Annotated in this window: 23 protein-coding genes; 17 read left to right on the forward strand and 6 right to left on the reverse strand. The window is 71.7% G+C overall.

Annotation, left to right across the window (positions count from 1 at the left end):
* Positions 1-2 precede the first annotated feature (2 nt).
* The 7 genes from NYO99_RS14660 (at position 3) to NYO99_RS14690 (ending at position 10811) form a co-directional block, all read left to right on the forward strand.
* Positions 3-2177: a family 20 glycosylhydrolase gene (locus NYO99_RS14660; protein ID WP_268167969.1), complete on the forward strand. Its 2175-nt coding sequence runs from the start codon at positions 3-5 to the stop codon at positions 2175-2177.
* Positions 2174-3385 (forward strand): ABC transporter substrate-binding protein, encoded by a 1212-nt coding sequence (locus tag NYO99_RS14665; protein ID WP_268167970.1) that lies wholly within the window; start codon positions 2174-2176, stop codon positions 3383-3385. The genes NYO99_RS14660 and NYO99_RS14665 overlap by 4 nt, the downstream gene beginning before the upstream one ends.
* A gap of 2 nt (positions 3386-3387) precedes the next feature.
* Positions 3388-4254: a carbohydrate ABC transporter permease gene (locus NYO99_RS14670; protein ID WP_268167971.1), complete on the forward strand. Its 867-nt coding sequence runs from the start codon at positions 3388-3390 to the stop codon at positions 4252-4254.
* On the forward strand, positions 4251-5060 hold the full coding sequence (locus tag NYO99_RS14675) for a carbohydrate ABC transporter permease (RefSeq protein WP_268167972.1): 810 nt from the start codon (positions 4251-4253) through the stop codon (positions 5058-5060). Before NYO99_RS14670 ends, NYO99_RS14675 begins: the two co-directional genes overlap by 4 nt.
* Before the next feature lie 2 nt (positions 5061-5062).
* The gene (locus tag NYO99_RS14680; protein ID WP_268167973.1) at positions 5063-6163 is read left to right on the forward strand and encodes an ABC transporter ATP-binding protein; all 1101 of its coding nucleotides are present in this window, start codon (positions 5063-5065) and stop codon (positions 6161-6163) included.
* Between the two features lie 181 nt (positions 6164-6344).
* Positions 6345-9752, forward strand: coding sequence for an EAL domain-containing protein (locus tag NYO99_RS14685; protein WP_268167975.1), 3408 nt, complete (start codon positions 6345-6347; stop codon positions 9750-9752).
* 66 nt (positions 9753-9818) lie between these two features.
* Positions 9819-10811, forward strand: coding sequence for a transglycosylase SLT domain-containing protein (locus NYO99_RS14690; protein WP_268167976.1), 993 nt, complete (start codon positions 9819-9821; stop codon positions 10809-10811).
* Between the two features lie 131 nt (positions 10812-10942).
* Here NYO99_RS14690 and NYO99_RS14695 read toward each other — a convergent pair whose 3' ends face one another.
* Both NYO99_RS14695 and NYO99_RS14700 read right to left on the reverse strand, forming a co-directional pair.
* Positions 10943-11539: an exopolysaccharide biosynthesis protein gene (locus tag NYO99_RS14695; RefSeq protein ID WP_268167977.1), complete on the reverse strand. Its 597-nt coding sequence runs from the start codon at positions 11537-11539 to the stop codon at positions 10943-10945.
* A 25-nt stretch (positions 11540-11564) separates the two neighbouring features.
* Positions 11565-12242, reverse strand: coding sequence for a Bax inhibitor-1/YccA family protein (locus NYO99_RS14700; protein WP_268167978.1), 678 nt, complete (start codon positions 12240-12242; stop codon positions 11565-11567).
* A 106-nt stretch (positions 12243-12348) separates the two neighbouring features.
* Here NYO99_RS14700 and NYO99_RS14705 point away from each other — a divergent pair, with 106 nt between their 5' ends.
* The 4 genes from NYO99_RS14705 to NYO99_RS14720 all read left to right on the forward strand — a co-directional run bounded on the left by NYO99_RS14705 (position 12349) and on the right by NYO99_RS14720 (position 15804).
* Positions 12349-13245 (forward strand): LysR family transcriptional regulator, encoded by an 897-nt coding sequence (locus NYO99_RS14705; protein WP_268167979.1) that lies wholly within the window; start codon positions 12349-12351, stop codon positions 13243-13245.
* Positions 13246-13338: 93 nt separating this feature from the next.
* Entirely contained in the window at positions 13339-14517 is a 1179-nt protein-coding gene (locus tag NYO99_RS14710) for an isovaleryl-CoA dehydrogenase (protein ID WP_268167980.1), read from the forward strand.
* A 37-nt stretch (positions 14518-14554) separates the two neighbouring features.
* Entirely contained in the window at positions 14555-15220 is a 666-nt protein-coding gene (can, locus tag NYO99_RS14715; RefSeq protein ID WP_268167981.1) for a carbonate dehydratase, read from the forward strand.
* 218 nt (positions 15221-15438) lie between these two features.
* On the forward strand, positions 15439-15804 hold the full coding sequence (locus tag NYO99_RS14720; protein ID WP_268167982.1) for a nuclear transport factor 2 family protein: 366 nt from the start codon (positions 15439-15441) through the stop codon (positions 15802-15804).
* Between the two features lie 43 nt (positions 15805-15847).
* Here NYO99_RS14720 and NYO99_RS14725 read toward each other — a convergent pair whose 3' ends face one another.
* The 3 genes from NYO99_RS14725 to NYO99_RS14735 form a co-directional block, all read right to left on the reverse strand.
* Positions 15848-17275 (reverse strand): M16 family metallopeptidase, encoded by a 1428-nt coding sequence (locus tag NYO99_RS14725; protein WP_268167983.1) that lies wholly within the window; start codon positions 17273-17275, stop codon positions 15848-15850.
* A 16-nt stretch (positions 17276-17291) separates the two neighbouring features.
* A complete protein-coding gene (locus NYO99_RS14730; RefSeq protein WP_268167984.1) occupies positions 17292-18731 on the reverse strand; it encodes a M16 family metallopeptidase in 1440 nt (479 codons plus the stop codon).
* 102 nt (positions 18732-18833) lie between these two features.
* Positions 18834-19544: a hypothetical protein gene (locus NYO99_RS14735; protein WP_268167985.1), complete on the reverse strand. Its 711-nt coding sequence runs from the start codon at positions 19542-19544 to the stop codon at positions 18834-18836.
* Positions 19545-19721: 177 nt separating this feature from the next.
* Here NYO99_RS14735 and NYO99_RS14740 point away from each other — a divergent pair, with 177 nt between their 5' ends.
* Positions 19722-19973 carry a DUF3297 family protein gene (locus tag NYO99_RS14740; protein ID WP_268167986.1) on the forward strand — a complete coding sequence of 84 codons (252 nt, stop codon included), beginning with the start codon at positions 19722-19724 and terminating at the stop codon, positions 19971-19973.
* 140 nt (positions 19974-20113) lie between these two features.
* Here the strand turns inward: NYO99_RS14740 and NYO99_RS14745 are convergent, their stop codons facing one another.
* The gene (locus NYO99_RS14745) at positions 20114-21475 is read right to left on the reverse strand and encodes a cytochrome P450 (protein WP_268167987.1); all 1362 of its coding nucleotides are present in this window, start codon (positions 21473-21475) and stop codon (positions 20114-20116) included.
* Positions 21476-21533: 58 nt separating this feature from the next.
* On the opposite strand from NYO99_RS14745, the gene NYO99_RS14750 reads away from it, so the two are divergent.
* Genes NYO99_RS14750 through NYO99_RS14770 form a run of 5 tightly spaced genes read left to right on the forward strand, consistent with a single transcriptional unit; the run spans position 21534 to position 25451 of the window.
* Entirely contained in the window at positions 21534-22382 is an 849-nt protein-coding gene (locus NYO99_RS14750; RefSeq protein WP_268167988.1) for a helix-turn-helix domain-containing protein, read from the forward strand.
* A complete protein-coding gene (locus NYO99_RS14755; RefSeq protein WP_268167989.1) occupies positions 22379-23209 on the forward strand; it encodes a transporter substrate-binding domain-containing protein in 831 nt (276 codons plus the stop codon). Before NYO99_RS14750 ends, NYO99_RS14755 begins: the two co-directional genes overlap by 4 nt.
* A gap of 46 nt (positions 23210-23255) precedes the next feature.
* Complete coding sequence (locus NYO99_RS14760; RefSeq protein WP_268167990.1) at positions 23256-24434, forward strand: acetyl-CoA C-acyltransferase; 1179 nt, start codon at positions 23256-23258, stop codon at positions 24432-24434.
* A gap of 4 nt (positions 24435-24438) precedes the next feature.
* Positions 24439-24618: a hypothetical protein gene (locus NYO99_RS14765; RefSeq protein WP_268167991.1), complete on the forward strand. Its 180-nt coding sequence runs from the start codon at positions 24439-24441 to the stop codon at positions 24616-24618.
* The gene (locus tag NYO99_RS14770; protein ID WP_268167992.1) at positions 24615-25451 is read left to right on the forward strand and encodes an SPFH domain-containing protein; all 837 of its coding nucleotides are present in this window, start codon (positions 24615-24617) and stop codon (positions 25449-25451) included. The genes NYO99_RS14765 and NYO99_RS14770 overlap by 4 nt, the downstream gene beginning before the upstream one ends.
* Positions 25452-25461: the final 10 nt, after the last annotated feature.

The raw sequence follows: 25461 nt of genomic DNA on the forward strand, positions 1-25461 counted from the left end.
GCATGCCCGTCCTGTCGCGTCTCGCTGCCACCTTGCTGCCCCGGCCCTGGGCCCTGCAGCGTCTGCCCGGCGCCGGGCCGCAGGTGGTTGGCCTGCGCGATGTGCCGCCGGCCTGGCAGGCCCTGCTGCCGTGGGCGGGCGATGCCCCGGCCGCCGCGCGCCTGCAGCTGCCGTCACTGCCTTCGCTGCCGTCTGCGCGGCCGCAACTGGGTGACGACGAGTCCTTCCGCCTGCGGCTGACGGCCGAGGCCGTGCGCGTGCAGGCTGCCACGCCGGCCGGCGTCAGCCATGCGCTGCATGCGCTGTCGCAGCTGTGGTGGCAGGCGCGCGAGGCCGGCCTGGCCGCGCTGCCGGCGCTGCAGATCGACGACGCACCGCGCCATCCCTGGCGCGGCCTGCTGGTGGACGTGGCGCGCCGGCCGCTGCCCTTCGACGCGCTGCTGGGCCTGCTCGACGGCATGGCCGCCGCGCGCTTCAACGTGTTGCACTGGCACCTCACCGACGACCAGGCCTGGCGCCTGGCCTCGGCCCGCTACCCGCGGCTGCAGACCCACGCCAGCGGCGGCTTCTGCTACACGCTGGACCAGGCCCGCCGCCTGGTGGACGAGGCCGGCGCGCGCGGCATCCGCGTCGTGCCCGAGCTGGATCTGCCCGGCCATTGCTGGGCGCTGGGCCTGGCCCACCCCGAGCTGCTGTGCGCCCCGGCGCCCACCGCGGCGCAGCCTGGCTTCGGCGTGTTCGGCGCGGCCGTCAACCCGGAGAGCGACGCGCTCTACGCCTTCCTCGACAGTCTGCTGGGCGAGTGGGCCGAGGTCTTCCCCGACCCCTTCGTCCACCTCGGCGGCGACGAGCTGGCGCCGGCCGCCTGGACCCGCCTGGCCGAGCAGCGCGGCACCAGCCTGGCCGCGCTGCAGGCCGCCTACCTGGCGCGCGTGGCCGGCGTGCTGCGTCGCCACGGCAAGCGGCTGCTGGCCTGGGACGAGATGGGCCAGTCCACCGCGCTGCCGGCCGGCAGCGTGCTGCAGTGCTGGCGCGGCGACGAGGCCCTGCGCCTAGCGCCGCCCGGGCTGGGCGGCCGGCTGCGCAGCGCTGGCTTCTACCTGGACCAGATCCACCCCGCCGCCTACCACTGGCGGCGGCCGCTGCAGGCGCCGCCGCGCCCGCCCGCGCCGGCCGACGACGCGCCGGCCTGGTCGCTGCGCGCCACCGTGGGCGCCTGGCAGGTCGAGGGGCGGCTGTGGCTGCAGGGCGATGACGCGCGCCTGCACCTGCGCAGCACCGGCACCCTGGACGAATGGCTGGCGCCGCGCGTCGTGCCTGAGCCCGGCGCTGGCCCGACGGGCTGGCGCCTGCAGGTGGACAGCGACCTCGGTGAGCTGGAGCTGTGGGGGCCGGGCGCCGCCGGCTGCGGCTGGCTGCGGGTCAATGCGCTGCGCCAGCCCTGCGACTGGCAGCCGCTGCCGGCCGGGCCCGCGGGCTGGCCGGCGGACAGCGGTGGCCCGGCCGTGCCCATGCTGGGCGGCGAGGCGGCACTGTGGGGCGAGCTGGTCGAGGCGCCCCAGCTGCCGCTGCGCCTGTGGCCGCGCGCGCTGGCCGTGGCCGAGCGGCTGTGGAGCGACCCTGCCGGCGCCGGGCACGACCTGGCCCCGCGCCTGGCCGCCGCGCAGTGCTGGCTGGTGGCCACCGGCCGCCTGCCGGCCGACCCGGCCGCGCCGCTGTTCGCCGCGCTGTGCCCCGACACGGCTGACCGGGAGCGCCTGCGCGCGCTGGCCGCCTGGCTGGAGCCCGGTTCAGGCTATGCGCGCCAGCACGCCAAGAAGCGCGCGCTGGCGTATCACCAGCACGAGCCGCTGGACCGCCTGGCCGATGCGCTGCCGGCCGAGAGCCCGCTGATGGCCGCGCTGGGGGACGACGCCGCCGCCTGGCAGGCCGCGCTGGCGCACGCCCGCGAGCAACTGCCCGCATGGCGTGTGCTGCTGGCCGCCAAGCCCCGGCTCGCGCCCGCGCTGCCGCTGCTGGACGCGCTGGACGACCTGAGCGCGCTGGGCCTGGCGCTGTGGGCGGGCCGCAAGCCCGGCGATGCCCAGTGCCGGCTGCACCGCGGGGCCGCGCTGGTGGACGAGATGCTGCCCGCGCTGGTGCAGCCGCTGCAGCGCCGGCTGGACGCCCTCGCATGAAGCCGCTCGCCCTCGCCCTGCTGCTGCTGGCCGGCAGCGCGCCCGCCGCCGATCTGGAGCTGCTGCATGCCTGGACCTCGGGCAGCGAGGCCGCCATGGTCAGCGAGCTGGCGGCAGCCGCCCGGCGCGGCGGCGTGGACCTCAAAACGACGGCCGTGGCCGGCGCGTCCAATGCCAGCACGCTGCTGAAGGCGCGCTTCCTGTCGGGCCACCCGCCGACCCTTGCGCAGACCGACAAGCCGCTGCGCATCTGGGCCGAGGCCGTGCCGCTGGCCGACCTGGGGGCCGACGTGAGCGCGCAGCTCGCGGCGTTGCCGCATGCGGTCGCCAGCGAGCTGCGCGATGCCGCCCACAAGCCCGCCGCCGTGCCGCTGAACGTGCACCGACTCAACACGCTGTGGAGCAACCAGCGCCTGCTGCGCGCGCACGGCCTGGCCGTGCCGCAGGACTGGGACGCCTTCCACCGCACGGCCGCGCGGTTGCGCGCCCAGGGCCTGCTGCCGCTGGCCATCGGCAGCTCGGCGGGGCAGAAGCTCAGCCTGTTCGTGGCCGTGGTGCTGGGCCGCGCGGGGCGCGACTTCTTCGAGCGCGCGCTGGTCCAGGCCGACCCGGCGCTGCTGGCCGGCGCCCGCATGGCGGCGCTGCTGCAGGAGTTCCGCTCGCTGAAGGCCTACACCGATGCCGGCCAGGTCAGCCGCGACTGGGCCGGCGCGACGGCGCTGCTGCTGCAGGGCAAGGCGGTGTTCCAGTTCACCGGCGACTGGGCCAATGGCGAGTTCCAGAAGGCCGGCTGGCAGCCTGGCATGGACTACGACTGCACCGCCGCACCCGGCAACGCCGGCCTGCATTACTTCGAGTTCGACCGGCTGGTGTTCTTCGCCCAGCCGGCCCGCCTGGGCGCGCAGCAGAAGCTGGCCGGCCTGCTGCTGCAGCCCGACACGTCGGCGAAGCTGGCGCGGCTGAAAGGCGGCATTCCGGTGCGGCGCGATGCCGACCTGTCGGGCTTCAACACGTGTGCGCAGCGCTCGGCGGCGGACTTCCGTGCCGGCGAGGCGCGCGGCGACCTCGTGCTGAGCCTGAGCGCCCGCCTGGGCGAGAGCGCCTATGGCGGCCTGCGCGATGTGCTGTCGGCCTACTGGGCCAGCGAGCGCATGACGGCTCCGCAGGCGCAGGCGCGCCTGGCCCAGGCCCTGAGACAGAGAGACTGACCGTGAGCGAACGACGCACCGCGCTGGCGTGCCTCATCCCCCTGCTGCTCGTCGGCGCCGTGTTCTTCTACGGCTTCCTGCTGTGGACGGGCTGGCTGTCGTTGACGCGCTCCAACCTGCTGCCCAGCACCGAGTTCGTCGGCCTGAAGCAGTACGAGCGCCTGCTGCTGGACCCGCGCTGGCAGGCCGCGCTGTGGAACCTGCTGCGCTTCGGCGCCGGCTTCGTTGTGCTGCCGCTGCTGCTGGGCCTGGCGCTGGCCTTGCTGCTGGACCAGAAGCTGCGCGGCGAGGGCGTGCTGCGCTGGGTGTGGCTGCACCCGATGGCTCTGTCCATGGTCGTCACCGGCAGCGCGTGGCGCTGGCTGATGGACCCGGAGCAGGGCCTCGCCGAGGCGGTGCGCGGCTGGGGCTGGGCGAGCTTCCGCTGGGACTGGCTGGCGCAGGAGGACATGGCCGTCTACGCGCTGGTGGTGGCCGCCGTGTGGCAGATCACCGGCTTCGTCATGGCGCTGTTCCTGGCCGGGCTGCGCGGCATCGACGAGTCCATGCTGCAGGCCGCGCGGCTGGACGGCGCCACCGGCTGGCGGCTGCTCAGGCGCGTCATCCTGCCGCAGCTGGGGCCCAGCCTCGCGTCGGCGCTGCTGGTGCTGCTGCCGGCGGCCATCAAGACCTTCGACCTTGTCGTCGTGCTGACCGAGGGCGGGCCGGGGCAGTCCAGCGAGCTGCCGGCGTTCTACATGTTCCAGATGGCCTTCGAGCGCAGCCGCCTCGGCCTGGGCGCGGCCAGCGCGATGGTGCTGGTGATGATGGTCTTGAGCATCGCGTTGCCGTATGCCGTCGTGCGCTCGCGGCGGAAGGTGGCGGCATGAAGCGGCTGTCTCTTTACCTGCTGGCCGGGCTGGCCGCCGCGGTCATCGCGTTGCCCTTGCTGCTGATGCTGATGAACAGTTTCAAGGGCGTGGCCGAGGCGCAGCAGGGCTTTCTGTCGCTGCCGCGCGAGCCCGGCCTGGCCGCCTGGCGGCTGGCATGGCAGACGCTGTCGGGCAGCTTCGGCATCAGCTTGATGCTGGCCGTGCCGGCGGTGTTGCTGTCGGCACTGCTGGCGGCGCTGAACGGCTTCGTGCTGTGCAAGTTCCGCTTCCGTGGCGAGCGCTGGGTGGGCCTGCTGCTGGTGCTGGCCTTCTTCCTGCCCATCAAGGTCTACCTGCTGCCGCTGGCCATCACGATGGCGCGGCTCGGCCTGGACCGGTCGCTCGCGCTGCTGATCGCCATCCACGTGATCTACAGCCTGCCGCTGGCGCTGTTCTTCCGCAACCACTTCCTGGCCTTCCCCGACGAGCTGCTGCAGGCCGCGCGGCTGGACGGCGCTGGCTTCTGGCGGCTGCTGTGGCGCGTCGTGCTGCCGCTGTCGCGGCCCATCTTCGTCGTCGTGCTGATCCTGCAGTTCACGACGATCTGGAACGAGTACCTGTTCGGCCTCGTGTTCGGCCCCGAGGACGCGCGGCCCATCACGGCGGCGCTGGCGCAGCTGAGCGCGCAGACCGAGACCGGCGCCCGCGCCTACCCGCTGGAGATGGCCGCGGCGCTGCTGGCGGCGGCGCCGACCTTGGTCGTCTATCTGCTGGCCGGGCGGCATTTCACGCGCGGCCTCGTGGCCGGCGCAGTCAAGGGTTGACGATGAACGAAGAAGACACGGGCCTGCGCATCACCGGCCTCACGCGCCGGGTGGGCGCGCAGACCATCCTGGACGACATCACGCTGCAGCTCGATGCCGGCGAGATGCTCATCCTCGTGGGCCCGTCGGGCTGCGGCAAGTCGTCGCTGCTGAACGCCATCGCCGGGCTGCAGCCGCACTGCAGCGGCGAGATCGCGCTGGACGGTCGGCGCATCGAGGCCTTGAGCCCGCGCGAGCGCGACATCGCGATGGTGTTCCAGAACTACGCGCTGTACCCGCACATGAGCGTGGCCGAGAACATCGGCTTCGGCCTGGAGATGCAGGGCTGGCCGCGCGCGAGGCGCGAGGCCCGCGTGCAGGAGGTGGCGCGCATGCTGCAGCTGCAGGCGCTGCTGGACCGGCGGCCCGCGCAGCTCTCGGGCGGCCAGCGCCAGCGCGTGGCCATGGGCCGGGCGCTGGCGCGCCAGCCGCGACTGTTCCTGTTCGACGAGCCGCTGTCCAACCTCGACGCGCAGCTGCGCGCCGAGATGCGCAGCGAGATCAAGCTGCTGCACCAGCGCGTGGGCCGCAGCGCCGTCTACGTGACGCATGACCAGACCGAGGCCATGACACTGGGCCAGCGCATCGCCGTGCTGAAGGCCGGCCGGCTGCAGCAGCTGGGCACGCCGCAACAGGTCTACCAGCGGCCGGCCAACCTGTTCGTCGCGCAGTTCCTGGCCAGCCCGCCCATGACCCTGCTGCCCGCGCGGCTGGAGCCCGAGGGCGAGTTCACGCTGACGCTGCAGGGCGCCGGGGCGATGAGCTGGCGGCCCACGGCGCTGCCGGTGCCGCGTGAGCGCCTGCTGGGCCGGCCGTTGCTGCTGGGCTGGCGCGCCGAGTCGCTGCGCGTGGAAGAGGGCGGTGCGGCGCTCACGCTGCAGGCGCCGGTGCTGCTGGTGGAGCCCACCGGCGTGGACAGCCTCGTGCAGCTGCAGCTGGGCGAGCACCGGCTGCACTGGCGCTGCGCTGGCTGGCCCACGCTGCAGGCGGGTGATACCTTGACGCTGCGGCTGCCGGAGGCGGCCTTGCTGGTGTTCGATGCGGAGACCGGGGAGCGCTTGTAGTCGGCGACGGCAAACCCTGCAGCCGTTGTGCTAGCGGTGCGGTCGGTGTGCAATTCTTTGCGGTGTCACGATGTTGTGTCGCCGCAAAGTGGCGCTTGCTTGGATTTCCTGCATTGACCCCGAGCGCCCGCTGCCACAAGCTCGCGCCCGTCGCCAGTGCCCGGCCCCGGACGCTGGCGGCATGGACTGCACGCTGATCACCCATATGCCCGCTGCCCCGCTGCCCGACAACGAACTCGCCAGGCTTGAGTCCCTGCGCCATCTGGCGGTGCTGGACACGCCGCCGGAGCAGGCCTTCGATGCGCTGGTGGAAGCCGCGGCCCTGACCTGCGGCGTGCCTATCTCGCTGATCAGCTTGATCGACGACGAGCGCCAGTGGTTCAAGGCCAATGTGGGTCTGCCGGGCGTGGCCGAGACGCCCCGTGAGCTGGCGTTCTGCGCCCATGCCATCCTGGATGAGGGCGTGTTCGAGGTGCCGGATGCCGCCCTCGACGCCCGCTTCGCCGACAACGCGCTGGTGACGGCCGATCCCAACATCCGCTTCTACGCCGGTGCCCCCCTGACGCTCAGCGACGGCACGCGCGCGGGCACGCTGTGCGTGATCGACCGGCAGCCGCGCCTGCTCGATGACACCCAGCGCAGCGTGCTGCGCCACCTCGCGCGCGCGGCCGTGCTGGCGCTGGAGGGGCGGCGCGCGCTGGCCTCCGAGCGCGAGTTGGCGGCCCAGATCTCGGCCGCCTCGACGGAGCTCATCGCCAGCCAGGCGCGCTGGCGGGCGCTGAGCGATTCGTCGCCGCTGGGCATCTTCGCCACCGATGCCGATGGCCTGTGCACCTACACCAACGAGCGCTGGCAGGCCATCTACGGCCTGAGCCTGGACGCCAGCCTGGGGCGCGGCTGGGCGTCCACCCTGCATGCCGAGGACCGGGCGACGGTGGTTCGTGAGTGGGAGCGCGCGGCGCATCTGCATGCGGGGCTGGACCTGGAATTCCGCATCCAGCATCCCGTCGACGGCGAGCGCTATGTGCGCTCGCGTGCCCGGGCCGTGCAGGGTCGTGCGGGCACGGTCACCGGCTACGTCGGCACGGTGGAGGACGTCACCGATGCGCGTGCCATCCAGATGAGCCTGCTGTCCAAGCAGCGGCGGCTGGCGGGCGTCATCGAAGGCACGGGCGTGGCCACCTGGGAGTGGCACCTGCCGACCGGTCGTGTGGAGCTGAACGAGCCCGGCCGGCTGCTGACGGATGCCGCCCTCGGTGAAACGGGCACGGTCGGTGCCGAGGCATGGCGCAGCAGTGTCCATGCGGAAGACCGCGCCCATGCCGAGGCGCTGCTGGCGCAACACCTGGCGCGCGAATCGGATTTCTACGAATGCGAGTTGCGCGTGCGGCACCGGGCCGGGCATTGGGTCTGGGTGCTGGAGCGCGGCCGTGTGTTGACCTGGACGGCCGACGGCCAGCCCGAGTGGATGTTCGGCACGCGGCTGGACGTCACGCGGCGCAAGCAGCAGGAGGAAGCCTTGCGCATGAGCGAGGCGCTGATGAATCGCACCGGCGAGGTGGCGGGCGTTGGCGGCTGGGAGCTGGACCTGCTCAGCGGCCGCCTCACCTGGACCGCCCAGACCCGGGTGATTCACGGCGTGCCGGCCGACTACGTGCCGACCCTGGACACCGCGATCAACTTCTACGCGCCCGAGGCGCGTGCCACGATCCAGTCGGCCGTGGAGCATGCAATGAAAACCGGCGAGGGCTGGGACCTGGAGCTGCCCTTCTGCCGCGCCGACGGCCAGTCCATCTGGGTGCGCGCTGTGGGCAGTGTGGAGTTTGCGCAGGGCGAGCCGGTGCGCTTGTTGGGCGCCTTCCAGGACATCACGCAGCGCCGCGCCTTGCACACGGAGCTGGCCGATCAGCATGAACTGCTGCGCGTCACGCTGCAGTCCATCGGCGATGCGGTCATCACGACCGACCGCGACGGCTGCGTGACCTGGCTTAACCCGGTGGCCGAACGCATGACAGGCTGGCCCACCGAGCAGGCCCTGGGCCAGCCCGTCGGCGTGGTGTTCCACATCGTCAACGAGGAAACGCGTGCGCCGACCGAGAACCCGGTGGCCACCTGCCTGCAGCAGGGCAAGGTGGCGGGCCTGGCCAACCACACGTTGCTGATTTCACGTCACGGCGAGGAGTTCGGCATCGAGGACTCCGCTGCGCCGATACGCAACGCGGCGGGCGACATCCTGGGCGTGGTGCTGGTGTTCCATGACGTCACGGAGCAGCGGCGCCTGAGTGGCGAGATGACCTTCCGCGCAACCCATGATGCGCTGACCGGCCTGGTCAACCGCGCCGAGTTCGAGAGCCGTCTGCGGCGCACGCTGAATAAGGCGCACGAGGACCGCAGCGAGCACGCGCTGATGTACCTCGACCTCGATCAGTTCAAGCTCGTCAACGACGCCTGCGGCCACGCGGTGGGCGATCAGCTGCTGCAGCAGGTGGCCAAGCTGCTGCTGGAGTCCGTGCGGGCGCGGGACACGCTGGCCCGGCTCGGCGGCGACGAGTTTGCGGTCATCCTCGAGCATTGCTCGGCGGAGCAGGCGCAGCGCGTGGCGCAGCAGATTTGCGAGCGCATGGACGACTTCCGCTTCGTGCATGACGGCCGGCGCTTCCGCATCGGCACCAGCATCGGCCTGGTGCCGCTGGACCATCGCTGGGGCACGGCCGCCGCGGTCATGCAGGCGGCCGACACCTCTTGCTATGCCGCCAAGGAAGCGGGCCGCAACCGCGTGCATGCCTGGTTCGACACCGATCAGGCCATGCGCGCGCGGCACGGCGAGATGCAGTGGGCCTCGCGTCTCGAGCAGGCGCTGGACGAGAACCGCTTCGAGCTGCACGCACAGAGGATTGCGGCCGTCGTCGGGCCGCAAGACGGCCTGCATGCCGAGGTGCTGCTGCGGCTGCGCGACGATGACGGCCAGCTGGTCATGCCGGGCGCCTTCCTGCCCGCGGCCGAGCGCTTCCACCTCGCGCTGCGCGTGGACCGCTGGGTGCTCAAGCATGTCATCGAGCACCTCGGCGCGCCGGGTGTGCTGGCCGGCGTGTCCTGCCTGAGCGTCAACCTGTCGGGGCAGTCCATCGGTGACCGCGCCTTCCATCGGCAGGCGCTGGAGTTGCTGTCGGGGGCGGGCGAGGCGGTCTGCCGGCGCCTGTGCCTGGAGATCACCGAGACGGCGGCCGTCACCAACATGGCCGATGCCGCGCTGTTCATCCAGCAGGTGCGCGCGCTGGGCATCCGCGTGGCGCTGGACGATTTTGGCGCTGGCGCCTCGTCCTTTGGCTACCTGAAGAGCCTGCCGGTGGACCAGATCAAGATCGACGGCCAGTTCATCCGCGATCTGGTCGACGACCCGCTGGACGAGGCGGCCGTGCGCTGCTTTGTGGACGTGGCGCGCGTGCTGGGCGTGAAGACGGTGGCCGAGTTCGTCGACCGGCCCGAGGTGCACGCGCTGCTGCAGGAGATCGGCATCGACTTCGCCCAGGGCTACCTGATCCATCGGCCGGAGCCACTGGCGCTGCTGATGGCCGGGCACCAGGCCTGAGCGCCCGCGCGCAGCGCAGGGCGGTCATCTAGACTGCCGGCCCCGACGACCCCTGACAGACGAACCGTGCGCGCGCCGCTGCTCTCCCTGCTGTTCGTGGCCAGTGCCGCCACCGCTCAGCTGCCTTCGCTGACCTTGGAGCAGCTGCCCCGCCCGACCATGCCGCCCGGCGAACGCGGGCCGGTCGTGCCGGCGCAGGTGGAGCGCTGGCGCCAGGAGGCCAAAGCGCTGGAGTACGGCGACGGCGTGCCGCGCAACGAGGTGGCCGCCGCCAAGCTGTACTGCCGCGCGGCGCGCTACGGCGACGCCGAGGCCCAGTACAGCCTGGGCTGGATGCTGACGAACTCGCGCGGCATCCAGCGCAACGACGCCGAGGCGGCCCACATGTTTGCCGCCGCTGCCGAGCAAGGCATGACGCAGGCGCAGAACATCCTGGACCGCATGGGCGGCACGCCGCTGGGCGACCCCCCGCCCTGTCTGCGGCCGCCCGAGACCGACCCCACGCCCGTCGCCCCGCCGCCCGCGCCGGCGGCGCGCGGTGCCAAGCCGGCGGTGTCGCTGTGGGCCTCGCTGCCGCTGCCGCCGCAGGCGCCGGCGGCCATCGTCAACTACGTGAAGCTCACCGCGCCCGAGTTCCAGCTGTCGCCCGCGCTGGTGCTGGCGGTCATGGCGCAGGAGTCCGGCTTCGATCCGCTGGCCGAGTCGCCCAAGAAGGCCATGGGCCTGATGCAGCTCATCCCCGACACGGCGGCGCGCTTTCGCGTCACGCGCATCACCGATCCGTCGCAGAACATCCGCGGCGGCATGGCCTACCTGCGCTGGCTGCTGGCCTACTTCGAGGGCGACGTGATGCTGGCGCTGGCCGCCTACAACGCGGGCGAGGGCGCCGTGGACCGCTACCTCGGCGTGCCGCCCTATGCCGAGACGCGCCAGTACGTGCGCAAGATCATGGCCGCGCTGGGCGGCCAGCGCCTGCACCCCTTCGACGCCAAGGCCGCCAACCCCTCGCCCATGCTGCAGCGCGTGAAGGCGCAGATGCAGGCCATCCAGGCGCGTTGACTGTCGGCGGGGTGGGGCTGCCCAGGCGCAGGCCACGCCGAGCGCCAGGCCCAGGCGCTGCGGGACGCGCCGCGCATGCCAGCCGCCGTCTGGCCGGGCGCAGGCGGATGGCGGCTATCGCGTGGTCGTCGTCAGCCCAGGCCCAGCAGCGCCATCCCGGCGCGCCAGCCCATCAGGATGAGCGCGCCGGAGGCCGCCACGGCTCCGGCCCCGACGCTCATGGAGGCCAGCATGAGCAGACCGTCGCGCGCGGCGAGCGCCACGCCGGCCAGCATCAGCGACACGGCCGGCAGCACGTTGCCGAAGGGGATGGGCAGGAAGATCAGCGCCGCCATCGTCAGCGTCATGGGGCCCAACCACCAGCGGGCGCCGGGGCCGGCCAGCAGCGTCATGCGCGGGCGGGTGATGCGGTGGATGAAGTCGTAGAAGCGGGCCAACAGGTTCAGGCTGCGTGAAGCGCCCTCGCGCGGCAGGCTCAGCCGGCCCAGGCGCGGCGGCAGCTCGGCGCGGTGGGCGCAGCACAGCAGCAGGCCCAGCACCGCAAGGCCCAGGCTGAGCACACTGCCCACGCCCGGGATGGGCAGCAGGCAAGGGGTCGCCAGCAGCACCAGCAGGCTGGCCTGCCAGGCGCCGCCATGCGCTTCGGCCAGCGTGGACAGGCTCACCGGCCCAGGCGGCAACTGGCCGGCGGTGTCGCGCAGCCGGGAGGCGAGGTCGCGTGGGCTCAAGTCAGGCCTCCCGGTGCGCGCGACATCAGTCGTTGGAGCTGCCGTAGCCGAACAGGCTGAGCAGGCTCGTGAACAGGTTGAAGATGGACACGAACAGGCTGACCGTGGCCAGCACGTAGTTGGTCTCACCGCCGTTCACGATCTGCTGCGTCTCGTACATGATGAGACCGGCCGACAGCAGGGCCACGACGGCCGAGACCGTCAGCGCCAGCGCCGGGATCTGGAAGAACACGGCCGCCAGGCCAGCCAGCAGCGCGACGATCATGCCCGCGAACAGGAAGCCCCCCATCCACGACAGGTCGCGCTTGGTGGTCGTCGCGTAAGCCGACAGCGCCAGGAACACGGCACCCGTGGCACCCAGCGCCAGCATGACGGTCTGCGCGCCGGATGGCAGGCTCAGCGTGCGGGTCAGCAACGGGCCCAGCGTCCAGCCCATGAAGCCGGTCAGCGCGAACACCAGGCCCACGGCGGCGCCGCTGTTCTTCAGCTTGTGGATGCCGAACAGCAGGCCGAAGTAGACGATCAGCGTCAGGATGATCCCCGGCGCCGGCAGGCTGAACGCCACGGCAGCGCCCGCGACGCCAGCGCTGAACAGCAGCGTCATGGACAGCAGCGCGTAGGTGTTGCGCAGCACGCGGTGGGCGGTGCCGCGATCAAGGGCCGTCCCGTAGGGCACGGCGATGGCGGTGGGGCGGGTTTGCATGGCAGACCTCCGGTTGAAAAATGAGTGCAGGGTAGCCAGGCAAGTCATCAAATAAAAGCAGAGAATCGCGAAAGTTGTCTTCCGATTAACTTGTTGAGTTGCCGCCATGAGCATGAGCTTCAGCTATCGCCACCTGTACTACTTCTGGGCTGTGGCCAAGGAGGGCGGGCTGACGCGGGCCGCCGAGCGGCTGGGGCTGTCGGTGCAGACGGTGTCGACCCAGGTGCGCGAGCTGGAACAAGCGCTGGGTGCGGCGCTGCTGAAGCCTGCCGGCCGTGGGCTGACGCTGACCGAGGCCGGCCAGGCGGCGCTGGAGGTGGCAGACCAGGTGTTCTCGCTCGGCGAGACCCTGCCGGACCGCGTGCGCGAGGCCTCCACCGCGCCGGCCGTGCGGCTGGCGGTGGGCATCTCGGACGGGCTGCCCAAGCTGGTCGTGCAGCGGCTGCTGCAGCCCATCATCGACACGCCGCACCTGCGCCTGTTGTGCCACGAGGACGAGTTCGACGACCTGCTGGGCGACCTGGCGCTGCACCGGCTGGACGTGGTGCTGGCCGACCGCCCGGCGCCGCACAACCCGAACCTGCGCGTGTACAGCCACGCGCTGGGCAGCTCGCCCATGGCCTGGTTCGCCGCGCCGCGCTGGGCGGCGCAGGCGGCCGCGAACTTCCCGGCGTCGCTGGCCGATGTGCCGCTGCTGCTGCCCACGGACCATGCCGCCGTGCGCGTGCGCCTGGACCACTGGCTGGAGCGCCACGGCGTGCGCGCCAAGGTGGCCGGCGAGTTCGAGGACAGCGCGCTGCTGGCCACCTTTGGCGCGGCCGGCATGGGCGTATTCCCGGCGGCGGCGCTGATGAGCGACAAGCTGATCGAGCGCGATGGCCTGGTGTGCGTGGGCGACTGCGCCGGTGTGGAAGAGGCCTTCTACGCGGTGGGTACCGACAAGAAGATCGTCCACCCGCTGGTGCGCCGCCTGCTGCCGCAGCCTGCCGAAGCAAGCCGCTGATCTGCTTTGCTACAGTTGACGTTAACGTCAATTAAACCGCTCGACGGGCCTGGCACAACCGGGCGCCGGACGGGCCGCACTGGAGACTGACCCATGAACCTGCCCGGCCTCAACTTCCAACTCGGCGAAGACATCGATGCGCTGCGCGACGCGGTGCGCGCGTTTGCCGACGCCGAGATCGCCCCGCGCGCCGCTGAGATCGACCGCAGCGACCAGTTCCCCATGGACCTGTGGCTCAAGATGGGCGACCTCGGCGTGTTGGGCATCACCGTGCCGGAGCAGTACGGCGGCGCCAACATGGGCTACCTGGCCCACATGGTGGCGATGGAGGAGATCAGCCGCGCCAGCGCGTCGGTGGGCCTCTCCTACGGCGCGCACAGCAACCTGTGCGTGAACCAGATCAAGCGCAACGGCAACGACGCGCAGCGCGCCAAGTACCTGCCCAAGCTCATCAGCGGTGAGCATGTCGGCGCGCTGGCGATGAGCGAGCCCGGCGCTGGCTCGGACGTCCTCTCCATGAAGCTGCGTGCCGAGGACAAGGGCGGCGTCTACCTGCTCAACGGCAGCAAGATGTGGATCACCAACGGCCCCGATGCCGACACGCTGGTGGTCTATGCCAAGACCGAGCCCGAGCTGGGCGCGCGTGGCGTGACGGCCTTCCTCATCGAGAAGGGCATGAAGGGTTTCTCCATCGCGCAGAAGCTGGACAAACTCGGCATGCGCGGTTCACACACCGGCGAGCTGGTGTTCGAGAACGTCGAGGTGCCGGCCGAGAACGTGCTGGGCGGTGTGAACAACGGCGCCAAGGTGCTGATGTCGGGCCTGGACTACGAGCGCGCCGTGCTGACGGGCGGGCCGCTGGGCATCATGCAGGCGGTCATGGACAACGTGATCCCGTATATCCACGACCGCAAGCAGTTCGGCCAGAGCATCGGCGAGTTCCAGCTCATCCAGGGCAAGGTGGCCGACATGTACACCGTGCTGCAGGCCGCGCGCAGCTTCGCCTACACGGTGGCCAAGAACCTTGACCTGCTGGGCGCCGAACATGTGCGCCAGGTGCGCAAGGACTGCGCGAGCGTCATCCTGTGGACGGCCGAGAAGGCCACCTGGATGGCCGGCGAGGGCGTGCAGATCTTCGGCGGCAACGGCTACATCAACGAGTACCCGCTGGGCCGCCTGTGGCGCGACGCCAAGCTATACGAGATCGGCGCGGGCACGAGCGAGATCCGCCGCATGCTGATCGGCCGCGAGCTGTTTGCCGAAACCCTGTGAAACCCCGGGCCGCGACAATCGGGGCATGACGACCCCGATGAATCACGAACTCCAGGATCTGCTCGACAACAACAAGCGCTGGGCCGCCGACACCGAGACCCGCGAACCGGGCTTCTTCTCGCGGCTGCTCAAGCAGCAGACGCCGCAGTACCTGTGGATAGGCTGCGCCGACAGCCGCGTGCCGGCCAACGAGCTGGTGGACCTGCTGCCGGGCGAGTTGTTCGTGCACCGCAACGTGGCCAACGTCGTCGTGCACTCCGACCTGAACGCACTGTCGGTCATGCAGTTCGCGGTGGACCACCTGAAGGTGCGCCACATCATCATCGTCGGCCACAGCAACTGCGGCGGCGTGAAGGCGGCGCTGTACGACCTGCGCGTGGGCCTGGTGGAGAACTGGATCCGCCATGTGCAGGACGTGCGCCACATGCACAGCGAGTGGCTCTACACGGTGCCCGAGCCCCAGCGCGTGGACGCGCTGTGCGAGCTCAATGTGCTGGAGCAGGCGCGCAATGCCTGCCACACCACCGTCGTGCAGGACGCCTGGGGTCGCGGCCAAGAGGTCGTCGTGCATGGCTGGGTCTACGGCCTGCACAACGGCCTGCTGGAAGACCTGGCACTGACGGCGGGCAAGGCGGAGGACGTGGACCCGGCCTACCGCCGCGCCTTGGCCAACGTCAAGCGGCGCTACGCCCCGCAGGCCTGAGCTCGCCGGCCGGGCCTCGCACGCCCGGCATGACGATCGACCGGGCGTTGGGCGCGCTTCACACTGGGCGCCTTCTCCACGGACAAGGACGCCCATGCCCCGTACGACCTCTCGCCGCTGGCAGCTGCTGGCAGGCCTGTGCCTGAGTGGGTGGGCGGCGGCCTGCGTGGCCCAACCGTCTGCAAGCTCGGGCGTCGCTCTACGACGAGCTTGCCGGCATGGATGCCCGGCTGTTCGACGCCGCTTTCGTGGCCTGTGACCAGGCCGCCTTCAAGGCGCTGTTCACCGAGGACGCCGAGTTCTATCACGACAAGGCCGGCGCGAGTTTTGGCGATGCGGCCCGGACCCTGAAGTCCTGCCCGCGCGCCAAAGGCGTCACCCGAACGTTGGTGCCCGGCAGCCTGGAGGTCTACCCGATGCAGGGCGATGGCGCCATCCAGATGGGGCGCCATGTCTTCGCGCGTGCGGGCGAGCCGGGGTCGGAGGAAGCGAAGTTCGTCCACCTGTGGAAGCGCGGGCCCGACGGCTGGCGCCTGGCGCGCGTGCTGAGCTTCGACCACCAGCCCTCGGCCGTCGCACGCTAGCCGGCAGCGGCGGGCGGCCACGGGCCACCCGCCGGCTGCACGCTCAGGGCTTGACGGTCGTGAACTCGCCGAAGGCCTTCAGCTGATCGGCGATCTTGGCTGGGTCGCCCACCACCACCCAGCTCTGCTCGTCCGGGTTGAAGTACTTCTTGCCGATGGCCTGCACCTCGGCCGCCGTGACCTTCTGCAGCGCCGGCACGAACTTGCCGAGGAAGTCGGCCGGCAGGCCCACCAGCCAGTTGCTGGCCAGCTGGCGGCCTACCGAGCCCTGCAGCTGCGTGCTGACGAGGTAGCTGCCGGCCATGTAGCGCTTGTTCATCGCCAGCTCGGCGTCGGGCACGGGCTCGGCGCCCAGGCGGCGGTACTCCTTGATGTACTCCGTCATCGCGGCGCCGGCCACCTCGTTGCGCACATCGGCGCCGCCGGTGATGGCACCGCCCACGCGCCAGGACACGCCGCCGGCGCTGGCGCCGTAGGTGTAGCCCTTCTCCTCGCGCAGGTTCTGGTTCACGCGGCTGGAGAAGCCCTGGCCGATGACGGTGCTGGCCACGCGCAGCGCCACCTGCTCGTCGCCGCTGGCGGCAATGCCGGGGCGGCCCAGGCGCAGCGTGGCCTGCACGCTGCCCGGGCGTTCCAGCAGCAGGCGCTGCACCGGCGCGCTGGCGGCGGGCGCGGTCAGCTCGGGCGGGGCGTCGCCCTTGGCCTGCCAGTCGCCGAAGGCGGCCTGGGCCAGCTTCAGCGCGGCGGCTGCGTCGATGCGGCCGGTGATGACCAGCAGCGCACGGTCCGGGCGGAAGCGCCGGGCGTGCTCCGCGCGCAGGCCGTCGGCCGACAGCGCCTGGATGGCGGCTTCGGTCTCCTGCGTTCGGCCGTAGGCGTGATTGCCGTAGATGGCGTTGTTCAGTGCCTTGGCGGCGCGGAAGCCCGGCTGGGTGCTGCTGGCCTTCAGGGCTTGCAGTGCGTTGGTCTTGGCCAGCTGCACCTCGTTGTCGGGGAAGGCCGGGCGGCGCGCCACGTCGGCCAGCAGCTGGGACATGCCCTGGGCATGGGAGGCCAGCGCATAGCCCGAGACGGTGATGCCGTCGTTGCTGGCACTGGCGTTCAGGCCGCCGCCCATGGCCTGTGCGGCCTCGGCGATCTGGCGCGAGCTGCGCGTGGCCGTGCCTTCGGACAGCAGGCCGGCCAGCAGCTTGGCGCGGCCCGGCGCGTCCGGCGCATCGGCGCCCAGGCCGGCGCCACGCACGGCCAGCACGAAGTCCACACGCGGGATGCCGTTGCGCGGCACCACCCAGACCTGCAGCCCGTTGGGCAGCGTCTGCTGGGTGATGTTGGGCACGGCCAGGGGCTTGTCCTTGCCGAAGGGCGGCAGCTCGGCGGGCAGCGGCACGGTGGCGGCCTGCGCAGCGCCGGCCAGCACCAGGGCGGCCGTGGCGATCAGGCCGCGGCGGAAGGTGGTGTTGAGAGTGCTCATGTCTGTGGCTCCGGCATCAGGGTTGCGTGGCCGGCTTGGCGGCGGAGGCGGCCGGCGCGGGCGCGGGCGCGGCCAGCATGGCGGCAGGCTTGCGGTCAATGACCGAGCGGTTGGCCTGCGTCAGGTAGGTGGCGGCCACACGCTGCACGTCGGCCGACGTGACGGCTTCGATCCAGCCCGGCACCTTGTTGATGACGGTGGCATCGCCCCACAGCGCCTGCAGCTTGGCCAGGCGGTCGGCGCGGCTGAGGAACATCTCCACGCCGTTGTACCAGTCGGCCAGCAGCGCGGTCTTGAGGTTCTTCAGCGTCGCGGCGTCCACGCCGTCCTTGACGACGCGGGCGATCTCTTCGTCCATGCCAGCCAGCAGCGCGTCGGCCGTGGTGTTGGGCTTGTACAGCGCGAACACCGTGAAGATGCTCGGGCCGTCGTATTCCCACATGCTGGTCAGGCCGTACAGCGAGTTCATGTTCAGCGCGAGCTCGCGGCCCTTGACCAGGCCCTGGTAGAAGCGCGATGCATCGCCGCCGGCCAGCAGCTGGCCCAGCACGGCAAACGGGGCCTGGTCCTTGGAGCCGCGGTCGGGCAGCTTCCACGCGGCGGCGATGGCGGGTACCTGCGCCAGCTTGTCGGGTTGGGTCAGGCGGCGCTCCTTGGTGTTCAGGCCTTCGCGGAAGTCGGTGGGCTTGGGCGTGGGGCGCGCGGCGATCTTGCCGAAGTACTTCTCCGCCAGCGCAAAGCCCTGGGCCGGCGTCACGTCGCCGGCGATGGACAGCACGGCGTTGTTGGGGCCGTAGTAGTCGCGGTGGAAGGCGCGCACGTCATCCAGCGTGGCGTTCTCCAGGTCGACGAAGCTGCCGTAGCCGTCGTGGTTGTTCTCCCACTTGTCGAAGGCCAGGTAGCCGATGTCCAGCCACATGAAGCCGCCGTAGGGCTGGTTCTGCACGTTGACGCGGATTTCCTCCTTCACCACGTCTTGCTGGTTCTTCAGCGTCGTGGGGTTGAAGTCCAGCGTGGTCATGCGGTCAGCTTCCAGCCACAGCATGGTTTCCAGCGCGGAGGAGGGCGCGGTCTCGATGTAGTTGGTGAAGTCGGGCCGCGTGGAGCCGTTGTTGTTGCCCCCACCCGAGGTGATGACCTGGTCGAACACGCCCTTGGGCGCCTTGGGCGTGCCCTGGAACATCAGGTGCTCGAAGAGGTGGGCGAAGCCGGTGCGGTTGCGCGGCTCCAGCCGCATGCCCACCTTGTAGACCACGCTGATGCCCACCGTGGGGCTGCTCGCATCGGGCGAGATGACGACCGTCAGCCCGTTGGCGAGCTTCTTGGTGTGAACGGGGATCTGCCAGCGGTCCGCCTGCGGGGCGGCCTGGGGTGCGGCCACGGCGTGGCCGGCGGTCAGCGCGAGTGCGGCGGCGCTGATGGCGCCCAGCACCGCGCGGCGGGTGGTGGTCAACATGGGATCTCCTGTGGGGGAACGGCGCGGAGTTTCCCCTGGGTTCGCCGGTGTGCCGAAGCGCACGTCGGGCTTGTCCCTAGACCGTGGCCGGGCGCCGAGCGTTCAGCGTGGGGCGTCGCCGCTCAGATCGAAGTCGAAATTCCGCTCTACCAGTTGCGTGTCCGCCGGGCATCGCGCGGCCCTCATCGCATCGGACACGGCGCGAAACAGCGCGCTGTTGAGCACTGGGTCCTTCGGTGCCGTGACGGCGCGGGTGCGCACGGCCAGCAGGCGCCCGTCCCGGACGTCCGCCTGCGAGCGATAGGTCGCTTGGCCGCGCCAGGCCGAACTGGCGGCGGCGGCCGGCAGCGCCGGGCTTGGCACCTCGCAGGCGTCCGGGGTCAGCACGGGCTTCCAGGCCGGCACCGGGGGAACGACGATGGGTTGCTCGCCCTGGCGCAGCGGCTTGGCGTCTTCGGCAGCGAGCGTGGTGGGTTGCTGCCCGGCCGGGCCCTCCGAGCGCACATCGAAGTCGAAACGTTGCTCGAACACATGGTCGCCCGGTTGGCAGCGGGCACCGCGCAGCGCCTGCCCGATGGCCTCGACCAAGGCGCGTTGTGTGCGCCGGTCGACACCGCCGGTCAGCGACGTGATCTCCATCCGCGTGACGCGGCCGTTCCTGACTTCGGCCTTGGCTCGGTAGGCGGCCTGGCCCCGCCACTCCGTCGGCGGCACCTGGGGCTGCTGCACTTGGCAGACGGGTGGCGCGGGTTGCGCCTGTGCGGACGCGGCCAGCAGCAGTGCTGCCAGGCCGGCGAGGAACATCTTCGTCATGCGGTCTCCTTGCGTGCCGGCCCTCAGGGCCGGTATGCGCCGAAGCCTAACGCGGCATCCCGGTGGCCCCCTGCCTCGCCGATCGTTGTGGTGATTGTTTCTGCCTGTTGTGCGGCCGCCAGGCTGTCGCGGAGCATCCCCGACAATGCGCCCCCGCTTCACCGCACCAGAACAGCCATGTCCGATATCGCCGCCTCTCGCCCCGATCTGCCCGACCACCTCAGCGTGGACCCGCGCAGCCCCCATCACGTCGCCGCTGTCTTCGAGCACGACATCGGCATCCGCTTCAACGGCAAGGAGCGCTTCGACGTCGAGGAATACTGCATCAGCGAGGGCTGGATCAAGGTGCCTGCCGGCAAGACGCTGGACCGCAAAGGCCGGCCGCTGTGCATCAAGCTCAAGGGTGCTGTCGAGGCGTTCTATCGTTGACCCCTCGCCCGGTCTTGCCCTGCTGAACGCAGGCAAGCCCAGTCGGTCCCCCGAGGGGACGGCGATGCTTGCGGCGTCGAGCCGCAAGCACATCGCCCAAGCGGGCCGGCTTGGGGCGGCCCGGCGCTCGGCCCGAAACATCAGGCGCGTGCGACGAGCCGCAGCGTGAGCCCGCCCGCCGGCCTCAGCGTGACCGCCATGCGCGGCTTTGGCGCTTCGAGGCTCAGTGGGCTCAGCTCGAAGCGCTGCAGCAGCAGCGCCGCAATCAGCGTCATCTCCAGCACCGCAAAGTGCTGGCCCAGGCAGACCCGCGGCCCCAGGCCGAAGGGGATGTAGGCGCCGCGCGGGATCTCGTCCGGCGCGCCGGGCAGAAAGCGCTCGGGCCGGAATGCCTCGGCCTCGGGCCACCAGCGTGGGTCGCGGTGCAGCAGCCAGGGCGTCACGCGCACCAGCGTGCGGGCCGGCAGTGTCACGCTGCCCACCGTCACCGCGCGCATCAGTCGCCGCGTCATCAGGGCGGCCACCGGCGGGTACAGCCGCATCGCCTCCTTCAGCGTGGCCGAGAGCCAGGGCAGGGCGGCAGCGTCGTCCGCGCTGGGGCTGCGGCCCTGCAGCACCGCGTCCACCTCCGCCTGCGCGCGGGCCTGGGCCTCGGGGTGGGCGGCCAGCAGCCAGCTCCACCACAGCAGCGCCGTCGCGCTGGTCTCGTGGCCGGCCTGGAAGCTCACCATGCACTGGTCGTACACCTCCTGCGGCGACAGCACTTCGCCGGTGGCTTCGTCGCGCAACGCCATCAGCCGGCCCAGCAGGTCGTCGCCGCCGCCGCCGGTCGCGCGGCGGGCGTCGATGTGCTGCGCCAGCAGGCCGTGCAGCAGCCGCGAGGCGTGGCGCTTGGCCGCCTTGCCGGGCAGCGGCAGCCAGTCCGGCAGCGTGACGGGCCAGAACATCTCGCGCAGCGCCGTCTCGCTGAGCACCTGCACGGCCTCGGCCGCGGCCGCCGTGTCCTGCCCGATGGGCGTGCTGAACAGCGTGCGCGAGATCACGTCCATCGTCAGGTGGCTGAACAGTGCGTCCATGGCCACCGCCTGGCCCGCCTCGCCGGGGCGCAGGGCGTCCAGCCCGGCCACGGCGGCCTCGGTCATCAGCGCCGCGTAGCCGGCCACGCGCTTGGGCGCGAACGCCGGCATCAGCATGCGGCGCTGGCGCTGCCAGGTGGCGCCCTCGGTGACGAGCACCGACTGGCCCATCAGGTCCGCAAACACCTCGGGCCCGCGCGCCCAGCGCACGAGCGCGTCGGCATGCTCCACCATCAGCGTGCGCACCAGCTCGGGGTCGAACACGTCCACCGCGCGTTCACCCAGCACCTGCTGGCGCACCAGGTCGCCCAGCGAGCGTTGCGCGTCGATGACGGCCAGGTAGTCGCGCCGCATGGCCAGCAGCACGGGCAGGCCGCCCCAACGGGTGGGGTGGCCGGGCAGGTCGTTCCAGGTGAGTGCAGTCATGGCGGCATCCTCCGTCTGGGTGGGCGGCGAGGTCTTGAACGAATGCGACACTGAAATCATGGATGACGCTGCCACCCGCCTCTGGCTGCCGCCGCTGGCCCTGGCCGGCTGCGTGCGCGGCGTGATGCTGCGCGACACGCGCGGCCGGGCGCTGGACGCCGCCGCGCGCGAGAACTTCTTCCCCGCCACGCCGCTGGTCAGCCTGTTCTGGTGGCTGGACGGTGGCAGCGACTGGCTGGCCACACCTGGTTTCGCGCCGCCGCCCGCACAGCCGGTGCAGGCGCCGGTGATGCTGGGCGGCCCGTTCACGCGGCCCTCGCACACGCGCAACCCCGGCGCGATGCGCGCCTTCAAGCTGCTGATGCTGCCGGACGCCTTCACCGCACTGACCGGCGTGGCGCTGCCGGCGCAGGTGAACCGCATCGTCGACGCCCGCGACGTGCTGCCGCCGGACTGGTGCGACTGGGCCGCCCGCATGGGTGCCGCGCCCGACGACGCCACCCGGCTGCAGCTGCTGCAGGACTTTCTCGTGCCCCGCTGGCAGGCGCTGGGCGCCCGGCAGCCCGGCCAGCGCTATGCCGCCTGGACCGAGGCGCTGGCCGTGCGCGCCGCCACCAGCGCGGCCGGGCGCAGCCTGCGCCAGCTGGAGCGCCGCATCAAGGCCTGGGCCGGCCTGCCGCTGCGCGAGCTGCGGGCCGTGTCGCGTGCCGAGGCGGCGTTCTACGCGGTGGCCGCCGCCGAGGGCCAGCCTGGCTTCAACTGGGCCGACATCGCCGCCGACAGCGCCTACGCCGACCAGTCCCATTTGTGCCGCGAGACGCGCCGGCTCACCGGCTTCAGCCCCGAGGAGCTGCGCCGCCGCATCCACACGGAGGAGGCCTTCTGGGCCTATCGCCTGTGGCGTTGAGGGGTGGGGCGTGGCGCCGGTGGGCGGCGGTCCTGGGCCTGCTGGCGGGCGCCAGCGCGGCGGCAGCTGCCGCCACGCCGCCCTGCCCGCAGCCGCTGCGGGTGGGCTTCAACGACCGTGCCAGCCCGCCAGCGCTGCTGGGCCAGGGGCCCGGCTTTGCCGAGCCACCGGGCTGGGAGGTGCAGGCCGTGCGCGACACGCTGGCGCGGCTGGGCTGCCCGGCGCAGCGCACGCAGCTGCAGCGGCTGCCGGCGCGGCGCCTGAGCGGGGCGCTGATGCAGGGCCATCTGGACATCGCCTTGCTGTACGCCGCGACGCCCGAGCGCCGCCAGGCCATGCGCTTCCCGACCGATGCGCGCGGCCAGCTCGACCTGGCCTGGGCGCCCGCGTTCGGGCATCTGGTGCTGTTCAGCCGCGCCGGCCACCCGTCGCCACCGCCCGGCTGGGACGGGCGCACGCTGGATGCCCGCTGGCGGGTCGGCGTCGTCACGGGCTCGGTGCAGGAGAGCGTGGCCAGCCAGCGCGGCTGGCGCGTGGAGCCGGTGGCGTCGCGGGATGCCGAGGTCGCCATGCTGCAGGCCGGGCGCTTCGACCTGCTGTTCACCGCGCTGGAGGCGCTGCCGCCCGAGCGGCGCCAGGGCCTGGTGGCCTGGCAGCCGCCGGTGGCACGGCTGCCATTCTTCGCGCCGGCCTCGCCGGACTTCGCGAAAGCCCACCCGGCCTGGACGCGTGCGTTCTGGAACGAGCTCTGCCAGTCGGTGCGTCGCCTGCAGCCCGAGATGCGGCCCAGCGAGTGCGGCACCGTGCCGCCCGCCACGCTGCGCTGACGGCGACGCCACAATGGCGGCTTCGTTGACCGAACGGAGTTCTGAAATGTCCGATGCCATCGTCATCGTGTCCGCCGCCCGCACCCCCATCGGCGGCTTGTTGGGAGATTTCGCCGGCCTCGCCGGCTGGGAGTTGGGCGCCACCGCGATCCGCGCCGCCGTCGAGCGTGCCGGCGTGCCGGGTGACGCCGTCGATGAAGTGCTGATGGGCTGCTGCCTGATGGCCGGCCAGGGCCAGGCGCCCGCGCGCCAGGCCGTGCGCAAGGCGGGCCTGCCGGACTCGGCCGGCGCCGTCACGCTGAGCAAGATGTGCGGCTCCGGCATGCGCACCGTGATGTTCGCCCACGACATGCTCGCGGCCGGCTCGGCCGACGTGATGGTGGCCGGCGGCATGGAGAGCATGACCAACGCGCCCCACCTGATGTTCGCGCGCAAGGGCATCAAGTACGGCGCCTCGGCCGTGTTCGACCACATGGCGCTGGACGGCCTGGAAGACGCCTACGAGCGCGGCAAGGCCATGGGCGTGTTCGCCGAAAGCTGCGTCGCCAAGTACGCCTTCAGCCGCGAGGCCATGGACCAGTACGCCATCACGTCCACGCAGCGCGCCAAGGCTGCCAACGAGAACGGCAGCTTCGACTGGGAGATGGCGCCGGTGACGCTGAGCTCGCCCAAGGGCGACACCGTCATCAAGCACGACGAGCAGCCCTTCAAGGCCAAGCTGGACAAGATCCCCTCGCTCAAGCCCGCCTTCAAGAAGGACGGCGCGATCACGGCGGCCACCTCGTCCAGCATCTCCGACGGCGCCGCCGCCCTGGTGCTGATGCGCGAGAGCACGGCCCAGGCCCGCGGCCTGACGCCCATCGCCCGCATCGCCAGCCATGCCGTGCATGCGCAGGCGCCGGAATGGTTCAGCACCGCGCCGGCAGGCGCCATCCAGAAGGCGCTGGTCAAGGCCGGCTGGCAGGCCGCAGACGTGGACCTGTGGGAGGTCAACGAGGCCTTCGCCGCCGTCACCATGGCCGCGATGGCCGAGTTCCAGCTGCCGCACGACATCGTCAACGTGCACGGTGGCGCCGTCGCGCTGGGCCACCCCATCGGCGCCAGCGGCGCACGCATCATCGTCACGCTGCTGGGCGCGCTGAAGCAGCGCGGCCTGAAGCGCGGTCTGGCCGCGCTGTGCATCGGCGGCGGCGAGGCGACGGCGCTGGCGGTCGAGATGCTGTGACGGGGTGCGCCATCTCGTTCTGATCTTCCTGGCCGTGCTCGCGGCTTACGGCCTGTGGCAGCTGGGCGGCCGCCGCAGCCTGCACCGCTGGGCACGTCACGGCGTGCGCCTGGCGGCCGTGCTGGCGCTGCTGCTGGCCGCCCTCGTCCTGGCCTACCACTCCCCCGCACTGAAACTGCTATGAACGCCAAACCCCTGCTGCTGACCCTCGCCGCGCTGCTGGCCGGCTGCACCCAGATCGACACCGGCAACGTGGGCGTCGAGCGCACGCTGGGCAAGGTCAGCGCCGAGGCGCTGCCGCCCGGCATCTACTTCACGGTGTTCAAGACGGTGGACGAGTTCACCGCGAAGGAGATCGGCTTCCAGCTGGCCGACATGACGCCCAAGAGCCGCGACAACCTGACGATGAAGGACGTCGACATCGACATCTACTTCAAGGTCATGCCGGCGGCTGTGCCGGGGCTGTTCACCAAGTACCAGGGCGACGTGATGCGCCATGCCGACATCGTGCGCGACGGCAGCAAGGACCTCGTCATCGCCTACAGCCGCGTGTCGCGCGAGGCGCGCGAGGCGGTCTACAAGGCCGTGGCCGAGATGGACGCGACCACCATGCACACCAAGCGCGCCGAGCTGTCCGAGGCCGTGCGCGCCGGGCTGCAGAAGGAGCTGGACACCAACGACAAGGGCGCCTTCGTCGTGACGGCGGTCAACGTGCGCAACCTGCTGACCGACCCGGCCATCGAGGCCGCCATCCGCCAGCGCGCCGAGACCGACCAGGCCATCGAGCGCAAGCGCAAGGAGGTGGAGCTGGCCAAGGCTGAGGCCGAGCGCCTCATCGTCGAGGCCGAGGGCCAGGCCAAGGCCAACCAGATCCTCAGCGCCTCGCTGACACCGGCGCTCAAGGAGATCAAGCTGGCCGAGCTGCAGCGCGACGCCGCGCTGGCCATCGCCAACAAGGCCGGCAACACCGTGCTGCTGGGCGGCGGCGCGCAGCCGCTGGTCAACGTCGGCAAGTAAGGAGCAGGCC

This window comes from Roseateles hydrophilus (assembly GCF_026712245.1).
In the GTDB taxonomy this organism is placed as follows: domain Bacteria; phylum Pseudomonadota; class Gammaproteobacteria; order Burkholderiales; family Burkholderiaceae_C; genus Pelomonas; species Pelomonas hydrophilus.